6 protein-coding genes and 2 pseudogenes are annotated in these 8,659 nt (G+C 68.6%); 2 read left to right on the top strand and 6 right to left on the bottom strand.

What is annotated here, in order from left to right; translation table 11 throughout:
• The 5 genes and pseudogenes from AOQ53_RS35695 to AOQ53_RS35675 all read right to left on the bottom strand — a co-directional run.
• Positions 1-323, bottom strand: a pseudogene (locus tag AOQ53_RS35695) (glycosidase); the annotation flags it as partial.
• Positions 324-442: 119 nt separating this feature from the next.
• Complete coding sequence (locus AOQ53_RS35690; protein WP_059423781.1) at positions 443-2,140, bottom strand: glycoside hydrolase family 13 protein; 1,698 nt, start codon at positions 2,138-2,140, stop codon at positions 443-445.
• A gap of 202 nt (positions 2,141-2,342) precedes the next feature.
• Positions 2,343-3,251: a sugar ABC transporter permease gene (locus AOQ53_RS35685; RefSeq protein WP_059423779.1), complete on the bottom strand. Its 909-nt coding sequence runs from the start codon at positions 3,249-3,251 to the stop codon at positions 2,343-2,345.
• A 14-nt stretch (positions 3,252-3,265) separates the two neighbouring features.
• Positions 3,266-4,270: a carbohydrate ABC transporter permease gene (locus tag AOQ53_RS35680; RefSeq protein WP_059423777.1), complete on the bottom strand. Its 1,005-nt coding sequence runs from the start codon at positions 4,268-4,270 to the stop codon at positions 3,266-3,268.
• A gap of 124 nt (positions 4,271-4,394) precedes the next feature.
• The gene (locus AOQ53_RS35675; protein ID WP_059423774.1) at positions 4,395-5,663 is read right to left on the bottom strand and encodes an extracellular solute-binding protein; all 1,269 of its coding nucleotides are present in this window, start codon (positions 5,661-5,663) and stop codon (positions 4,395-4,397) included.
• Positions 5,664-6,055: 392 nt separating this feature from the next.
• On the opposite strand from AOQ53_RS35675, the gene AOQ53_RS35670 reads away from it, so the two are divergent.
• A complete protein-coding gene (locus AOQ53_RS35670) occupies positions 6,056-7,090 on the top strand; it encodes a LacI family DNA-binding transcriptional regulator (RefSeq protein WP_059423772.1) in 1,035 nt (344 codons plus the stop codon).
• A 93-nt stretch (positions 7,091-7,183) separates the two neighbouring features.
• A complete protein-coding gene (locus tag AOQ53_RS35665) occupies positions 7,184-8,014 on the top strand; it encodes a phosphatase PAP2 family protein (protein ID WP_059423770.1) in 831 nt (276 codons plus the stop codon).
• A 33-nt stretch (positions 8,015-8,047) separates the two neighbouring features.
• Here the strand turns inward: AOQ53_RS35665 and AOQ53_RS47015 are convergent.
• Positions 8,048-8,260 (bottom strand): annotated as a pseudogene (locus AOQ53_RS47015) (amidohydrolase family protein); the annotation flags it as partial.
• Between the last annotated feature and the right edge of the window lie 399 nt (positions 8,261-8,659).

Raw genomic sequence — 8,659 nt, 5'->3', positions numbered from 1 at the left:
CCGGCCGCGTGGCAGGTGTTCACCATGTTCTGGAAGGCCGCCCGGTCACCGAGCCGGCCGGCGATCTTGTAGCTGACCGGCTGGTACGAGGTCCACCACTGCGGGCCCTGTATGTGCTCGGCAGGCGGGGAGACCTGGATGTAGCCGTATCCGGCGGGGCCGAGGGTGGTGGTGCACTCGCGGGCGACGGAGGCGAACTTCCACTCGAAGAGGACGGCGGTGACGTCCTTGGTGCCCGGTGGGGAGGCCTGTGCACTAGTCGGGTTCATGACAATCGCAGCCGCGGCGAGCGCGGCTGCGGCGAAGAGGTGTCTGCCTGCCATGTGGGGTTTCCTTCTTCGTTGAAGGTTCTTGCTGCAAGGTTCAAAAACCTTGCGGTGACGCAGATGGTAAAGGCCCGCCGCCCGAAAGGGCAGCGGGCCGTGCGAAATTCAACGGAGAATCAGGCGGTGACCGCGGTGGTCCACCACACCGTGGTGTCGGCCGGCACCTTGGCCTCGTCGTCGACTTCGACGACTTCGCCGCTCGCGACCAGCACCCGGCCGTACGCCGGCATCGCCACCGACTCGCCGGTGGTGTTCGCGACGCACACGAACTCCCCGCGGCGGAAGGCGAGCACGCCCTCGGGCGCCCGCAGCCACTCCACGCAGGAGCCGGCGCCGAGGTCGGACTGCGCGCGGCGCACGGCGAGCGCGGCCCGGTACAGCTCCAGGGTCGAGCCGGGCTCTCCGGTCTGCGCCTCGACGCTCAGCTCGCCCCAGCCCTCCGGCTGCGGCAGCCAGCTGCCGCCGTCACCGAAGCCGTACGACGACCCGGTCCTGGTCCACGGGATCGGCACCCGGCACCCGTCGCGGAAGCCGTCCTGGCCCGCGCCCCGGAAGTACGCCGGGTCCTGACGTACCTCGTCCGGCAGGTCCACGACGTCGGGAAGGCCCAGCTCCTCGCCCTGGTAGATGTAGGCCGAGCCGGGCAGCGCGAGCATCAGCAGGGTCGCGGCCCGGGCCCTGCGCAGGCCCAGCTCCCGGTCGCCGGCCAGGCGGATCTGGGTGCCGAGGCCGGGCGGGTTGGCGAAGCGGGTGGCGTGCCGGGTCACGTCGTGGTTGGACAGCACCCAGGTGGCGGGGGCGCCGACCGGGCGCATGGCCTCCAGGGTGCGGTCGATGACCTCGCGCATCTCCGCGGCGTCCCAGTGGGTGCTGAGGTACTGGAAGTTGAAGGCCTGGTGCAGCTCGTCCGGACGGACGTAGTCGGCGGTGCGCTCGATGGTCGGCGTCCACGCCTCTGCGACGAAGATGCGCTCCCCTGAATACTCGTCGAGGATCAGCCGCCACTGCCGGTAGATCTCGTGCACGCCCTCCTGGTCGAAGAACGGCATGACCTCGTTGCCCAGCAGCCTCACCTGGTCATGGGATCCAAGGTCGGGCAGCCCTTCCGCCTTCACCAGACCGTGGGCGACATCGATCCGGAAGCCGTCGACGCCCATGTCCAGCCAGAAGCGCAGGATGGAGCGGAACTCGTCGCCGACCGCCGGGTGCTCCCAGTTGAAGTCGGGCTGCTCGGGGGCGAACAGGTGCAGGTACCACTCGCCGGGCGTGCCGTCGGGTTCGGTGACCCGGGTCCAGGCCGGGCCGCCGAAGATCGACTCCCAGTCGTTGGGCGGCAGTTCTCCGTTCTGCCCCTTGCCAGGGCGGAAGTGGTAGCGGTCCCGCAGGGGGGAGCCCGGGCCCTCCGCGACGGCTCGCTTGAACCACTCGTGCTGGTCGGAGGAGTGGTTGGGCACCAGGTCGACGATGATCCGCAGGTCCAGCTCGTGGGCGTCGCGGATCAGCGCGTCGGCGTCCAGGAGGTTGCCGAACATCGGATCGACGGCCCGGTAGTCGGCGACGTCGTAGCCGGCGTCGGCCTGCGGCGAAGCATAGAAGGGGCTGAGCCACACGGCGTCCACGCCGAGGTCGCGCAGGTACGGCAGACGGGTGCGGACACCTTCCAGGTCACCCATGCCGTCGCCGTTGCTGTCGGCGAAGCTGCGTGGGTAGACCTGGTAGATCACCGCGTCCCGCCACCAGTCGCGACGATTGGTGACGGTGGCGACCGCCGATGCCGGAGTGGAGGTCGGGGCGGCTGAGTGCTGCTGGCTCATGTCGTCCTTGATGCGTAACTGAGATGTGGTCATGTGAGCGTGGGGCGGATGGGTGACGAGGCGGCCGCGGCACAGCGGGGTCGGATGGGCACCGCGGCCGCCACCCCGCGCCCCCACAGGGGCGCGGGGGGTATCGATATGCGGCTCCGCCGCGTGGGCGCGACCAGCCCCGACGGACCCGCAGCCGGTCGACAAGCGGAGGTCATCCCTTTGTGCCGCCGGCGGTAAGCCCGGTCACCAGGTTCTTCTGCACGAGATAGAAGAACGCGGCGGCCGGTATGGCGATCAGAACCGCTGTCGCGGCCATGAGATTGCGCTGCGCGTCATGCTCGCTCACGAACGTCTGGAGACCGACGGCGAACGTGTACTTGTCGTCGCTCAGCAGGAACGTCGAAGCGAACGCGACCTCACCGAAGGCCGTGAGGAAGCTGTAGAACGCGGCGACCGCGAGGCCCGGCTTGGCCAGCGGAAGGATCAGCCGCGCGAAGGTGCCGAAGGGGGTCAGCCCGTCGACGCGCCCGGCCTCGTCGATCTCGAACGGGATGGTGTCGAAATAGCCCTTCATCAGCCAGGCGCAGTACGGCACGATCGTGGTGCAGTTGACAAGGATGAGACCAAGGTAGCTGTCGATGAGCTGGAGATCCGAGAGGATCTGGTACATCGGCACGATCAGTACCGCGATCGGGAACATCTGGGTGACCAGCAGCACCCACATCAGCTTCCGGTAGCCGGGGAACCGCATGCGGGAGACCGCGTACCCGGTGGACGCGGCGACGACGACGCCGATGAGCGTCGTGCCCAGCCCCACGATCAGCGTGCTCTTCAGCCAGTGGAAGAAATTGGTGTCCTGGAGGACGAACGCGTAGTTGTCGAGCGCCATCTTGCCCCATATGCGCCCGGGGTGGAGGTAGTCGTCCTTGTCCGGGCCGAGGGACAGGAAGAGCAGCCAGGCGATCGGGAAGAGCGCGGTCAGGCTCGCGCCGATCAGGATGGCGTGCGAGACGAGGGAGGCCGCGCGGCTGTGCTCGCCGCGGCGGCGGCCCTTGCGGGGTACGTCGGCGGGTCGCCGCCCGGTGTCCGCGGCGGAGGTCTCGACGGTGGTCGTACTCATTTCGGACTCCTGCCTCAGATCGCGAGCTGCTGCTCGTTGCGGTTCAGCCAGCGGCGGTAGAAGGAGGTGAAGACGATCAGGATGGACAGGAGCAGGATTCCGTAGGCGGCGGACTGGGCGTAGTCGCGCGGCTGCTGTCCGAAGCCCAGCTGGTAGGCCCAGGTCACGAGGATCTGGGCGTCCGGGGCGGTGTTTCCGAACAGCAGGAAGATGATGGCGAACTGGTTGAAGGTCCAGATCACGCCGAGGAGGACGACCGTGGTGCTGACGGACCTCAGACCGGGCAGGGTGACGTACCGGAACCGCTGCCAGGCGCTGGCCCCGTCCATCTCTGACGCCTCGTACAGGCTCGCGTCGATGGACTGGAGTCCGCCGAGCAGCGAGACCATCATGAACGGCACACCGCACCAGGTGTTGACCATGATCGCGGCGAACCGCTGCCAGGAGGTGTCCTCCAGCCAAGAGGGCGTCGGCAGGTGCAGGAAGTCCAGGCCGGAGTTGATGATGCCGCCGTCGGCGAGCATGAACCGCCAGCCGAACACGGTGACGAAGGTCGGCACGGCCCAGGGCAGCACCAGGATCATCCGGTAGAGGGTGCGCCCGCGCAGCTTCTGGTTGAGCAGCAGGGCGAGACCGAGGCCGATGCCGTAGTGCAGGGTGACGCAGGCCGCCGTCCAGAAGACCGTCCACAGGACGTGCGACCAGAAGCGGTCGTACGCCGTCGGACCCCACAGGATGTCGGCGTAGTTGTCCAGACCGATGAACTTGTAGGTGGCGTCGATGTGGTTGACGCCGATCGTGCGGGCGGTGTTCAGGCTGGTGGCGTCGGTGAGGGTGAGGTACAGGCCGTACGCCAGCGGGTACAGCACGAGGACGCCGAGGACGATCGCCACCGGGGCGATCATCGCGTAGGCGTACCAGTGTTTGTGGAAGCCGTTCTTCAGCCGCCGGGCCGGCCCGGGCCGCGGTTCCCGCTCACCGCGCCGCTTGCCGGTCGCTCGGTCGATGACGACGGTCATGGTTCGACACCTTCTGGAAGTTCACGGAGGTCAAGGGGAGCTGCCCGGGCTCAGGCGCAGGCGTGGGCCGGTGGCCGCCGGATCCCCTCCCCCATGACCGGGGGATCCGGCGGCCACGCGGCGGTCACTTGGAGAAGTCCGGCACCAGCTTGGCGATGGCGGTCTCGGCGTCGCCGAGGCCCTTGTCCAGGGACTCCTTGCCGCCCGCGATCTCGATCAGCTCGTCGTCGAGCGGACCCCACAGCGAGCTGTACTCGGGCAGCGCCGGGCGCGGCTGGGCGGAGGACAGCACGCCCTGGTAGCCGGCGATGCCGGGGTCGGCCTTGACCTCGGCGGTGTAGGCGTCCTCGCGCGTGGGGAGCGTGGAGTTCTTCAGCGCGATGGTCTCCTGGGCCTTCGCCGAGGTCATGAACTTCACGAACTTCAGCGAGGCCTCCTGGTGGGCCTTGTCCGAGCCCGCGTACACGGAGAGGTTGTGGCCGCCGGTCGGGGCGCCCGCCTTGCCGGTGGAGCCGGCCGGGACGGTGGCGATGCCGAGGTTGTTCTTGTCCTTGAAGGCCGAGCCCTTGTAGAAGTTCGTGATCTCCCAGGGGCCCTGGACGATCGAGGCGACCTTGCCGCTGACGAACGCCTCCTGGATGTGGGCGTAGGCGTCGGCGGTGGTGTCGGCCTTGTGCAGGCCCTTGCCGGAGAAGAGGCCCTGCCAGGTGCCGTAGGCCTTCTTGGCCTCGGGCGAGGTGACGGTGATCTTCTTGGCGTCGACGTCGACGGTGTCGGTGCCCTCGCCGTAGAGGAAGGACTGGGCGTAGTAGGCCTGGGTGGAGCCCCAGTAGCCGTCGACGCCGGTCTTGTCCTTGATGGCGGCGGCGGCCTTCTTCAGGTCGTCCCAGGTCTTGGGGGCCTCGACGCCGGCCTTCTCGAACAGTTCCTTGTTGTAGACGAGGGCGAGGGTGTCCGTGGTGAAGGGGACGCCGTAGGTCTTGCCGTCGTACTTGGCCTGCTCGATCAGGCTGGGCTGGAACTTGTCCTGCTCGGCGAGGGCTTCGGTGCCGTCCAGGGGCGCGAAGAAGCCCTTCTTGGCGAAGGCGGGGGTCCAGCCGACCTCGGAGCGCAGCACGTCGGGGGCACCCTTGGAACCGGCGGCGGTGTCGAACTTGTTCTGCGCCTGGTCGAAGGGGACGTTGACGTAATTGACCTTGATGTCCTTGTTGGCGGCCTCGAACTCCTTGACCAGGGCCTGGTACGTCGGCGCCTCGTTGGTGGCGTTGGAGGTGTCCCACCAGGTGATGGTGACCGGGCCGTCGGTCTCGTCGCCGCTGTCGCTCCCGCCGCACGCCGTCGCCGCCAGGGCGAGGGACGCCACCAGCGCGGTGGCCGCTATGCCACGCCGCATGAGTTCTCCTTGAGGGTGAAAGCCCGTTTCGTGCTGCCGACTGCGCCGTTGGCCGCCGGGCGTCGGTGAGATTAGCCGCGCTTGAAGGAGTTGCGAAAGACCTTGCAGCAAAAAGTTGCAAGGGGTGCGGATGGTTATCCCGCCGTGACCTCTCCCCGCCCCTTGTGGAACCTGGATTTCCGCCTGTTCGGCGGGGAGTCGGACAGTTGTGCAAGACTCTGCAAGCACTTGCCATCCGTTGCCGCCGGGGGGAATCATCCGTTGCGGATCGGCGCCGACCACGACTTCGAGGGACCGCGATGACCAAGCAACCCGCAGCGGGCCGCGCGCCGGCCCGCACCAGGCGTCCCGTCGGTGTGCAAGCAGAACCCCGGCCGCTACAGTCCAGTGCTGTGACCACACGGCTTGCCGACATCGCTGCGCAGGCGGGGGTGAGCGAAGCGACCGTCAGCCGCGTCCTCAACGGGAAGCCGGGCGTCGCCGCCACCACCCGCCAGTCCGTGCTGGCCGCCCTCGACGTGCTGGGCTACGAACGCCCCGTGCGTCTGCGGCAGCGCAGCGAGGGCCTGGTCGGCCTGATCACCCCGGAGCTGGAGAACCCGATCTTCCCGGCCCTGGCCCAGGTCATCGGCCAGGCGCTGACCCGGCAGGGCTACACGCCCGTGCTGGCCACCCAGACCCCGGGCGGCTCGACCGAGGACGAGCTCACGGAGATGCTCGTGGACCGCGGGGTCGCCGGCATCATCTACGTCTCCGGGCTGCACGCGGACACCACCGCCGACATGCAGCGCTACGACCGGCTGCGCGCGCAGGGCGTGCCGTACGTACTGGTCGACGGTTTCTCGCCGAAGGTGCAGGCGCCGTTCATCTCCCCTGACGACCGCGCGGCGATGAACCTGGCGGTGACGCACCTGGTGTCCCTGGGGCACACGCGGATCGGTCTGGCCCTGGGGCCCAAGCGGTTCGTGCCCGTGCAGCGCAAGATCGAGGGCTTCGTGCGCACCATGCAGGACCAGTTGGGCCTGGGCGCCGAGACCGTCGAGAGGGAGCTGGTGCAGCACTCCCTCTACACCCTGGAGGGCGGTCAGGCCGCGGCCGCGGCGCTGATCGAGCGGAACTGCACGGCCGTGGTGTGCGCCAGCGACATGATGGCGCTGGGCGCGATCAGGGCGGCGCGGCAGCGCGGCCTGGAGGTTCCGACGGACATCTCCGTGGTCGGCTTCGACGACTCTCCGCTGATCGCCTTCACCGACCCGCCATTGACCACGATCCGCAAGCCGGTCCCGGCGATGGGCCAGGCGGCCGTGCGCACACTGCTGGAGGAGATCGGCGGGACGCCCGCACCCCACAGCGAGTTCGTGTTCATGCCGGAACTGGTGGTGCGCGGCTCGACGGATACGGCTCCTGGGGACCGCGCTCGCCCCTGAGGTTCGCGGCTGGATTTCGCCGCTGAACATGCGGTGGACGCCAGGGCGGAGGATGATCGGGTGGACAGGGCTTTTCTGGCAGACTTTGTGCCTATGGGTGACGCGACCGTGACGACGCTGGACGGCCGGAAAGCGGCCGTTCCGGACCCGGTCGCGGCCGATCCGGGACAGGGTCTCCTCCCCCGGCTTCGCACCCCCCGCCGGCCCCGGTTCTGGTTCGAGATCCTGCTGATCGCGGTGAGTTACTGGACGTACTCGCTCGTCCGCAACGCCGTGCCCGAGCAGAAGGCCGAGGCGCTGCGCAACGCCGACTGGATCTGGCAGGCCGAGCACGCTCTGGGCATCGCCGTGGAGGAGTCGGTGAACCAGGCCGTGAACTCGGCGACTTGGCTGATCATCGGCATGAACTACTACTACGCGACGCTGCACTTCGTGGTGACGCTGGGTGTGCTCGTGTGGCTGTACCGTCGCCATCCCGGCCGGTACGGGGCGACCCGCCTGGTGCTGTTCGCGACGACCGCCGTCGCCCTGGTCGGTTACTACCTGTATCCGCTGGCGCCCCCACGGCTGATGAACGGCGGCGACTTCATCGACACCGTCATGGTCCACCAGACCTGGGGATCGATGGCGTCCGGCGACCTGAAACACATGTCCAACCAGTACGCCGCGATGCCCTCGATGCACATCGGCTGGTCCGTGTGGTGCGGCCTGACCATTTTCGCCCTGGCGACGATCCCCTGGGTGCGGGTCCTGGGCCTGCTGTACCCGGCGCTGACGCTGGTCGTCATCGTCGCCACGGCGAACCATTTCTGGCTGGATGCGGTCGGTGGCGTGCTGTGTCTGGCCTTCGGGTTCGCGGTGGCCGGGGTCTGGTACGGCAGGCAGCCGTACGCGCTGCCGCAGGTGGTACCCGCCAGACTGTGACGCTGGCCGCGGCGCCCGTGCCTCATCTCTGCCTCACTTCCCCCGATACACCACGTACCCGCCGGTCACCGTCAGTCGCACCGGTGCCTCGGCCACCTCGTCCGCCGGAGCGGCCACCGGGTCCGCCCCAGTGCCGTCAGGTCGGCCCGGAACCCGGGAGCGATGCGCCCGGCCGTGTCGGACTCCCCCCGCAGCCAGCGCCGCATGGCTGGTGCAGCCCTCCAGCGCCGCCAGGCCGGTGTCACCGTCGTGAAGCACTACAGCGAACGGCAACAGCGTCCCGTGAGCTGAGGCCAATGGTGCAGACCCGTGCCCCGGTGCGGGTCAGAGCAGTCTCGAAATGCGCTTCACCACCGCCCTGAAGGGCGGCGCACCGCGCAAGATCAGAGGTAGTACAGGCCCAGGACGCCGACGGCCACGTAGGTCGCGCGCGCACCCTACGGCCCGGGGCTAGTGTGCCGCGCCAGAAATCCGTCGGTAGATCTGTCTCGTCTCGGCGGTCGGATTCTCGCCGCCGACCAAGGGCGTTGACCGTCCGCAGCTCAGCGGAAACTACCTAGGAACTTCCGGCGCGGGACACTAGTAGTGCTTGGTCAGGTCGGTTGTGGTGGTGCGTGTCCTTCCGGCCCGGTGTGGCGTTGAGGG

The sequence above is a fragment of the Streptomyces azureus genome (assembly GCF_001270025.1).
Lineage (GTDB): Bacteria > Actinomycetota > Actinomycetes > Streptomycetales > Streptomycetaceae > Streptomyces > Streptomyces azureus.
The sequence above is the reverse complement of the archived record's forward strand: the minus strand, read 5'-3'. Positions and strand labels throughout refer to the sequence as shown.

What these genes read in the sequence shown, in the direction of transcription:
- AOQ53_RS35690 (WP_059423781.1), bottom strand. Translation starts at nt 2,140, where the DNA reads ATGAGCCAGCAGCACTCAGCCGCCCCGACCTCCACTCCGGCATCGGCG.
- AOQ53_RS35685 (WP_059423779.1), bottom strand. Translation starts at nt 3,251, where the DNA reads ATGAGTACGACCACCGTCGAGACCTCCGCCGCGGACACCGGGCGGCGA.
- AOQ53_RS35680 (WP_059423777.1), bottom strand. Translation starts at nt 4,270, where the DNA reads ATGACCGTCGTCATCGACCGAGCGACCGGCAAGCGGCGCGGTGAGCGG.
- AOQ53_RS35675 (WP_059423774.1), bottom strand. Translation starts at nt 5,663, where the DNA reads ATGCGGCGTGGCATAGCGGCCACCGCGCTGGTGGCGTCCCTCGCCCTG.
- AOQ53_RS35665 (WP_059423770.1), top strand. Translation starts at nt 7,184, where the DNA reads ATGGGTGACGCGACCGTGACGACGCTGGACGGCCGGAAAGCGGCCGTT.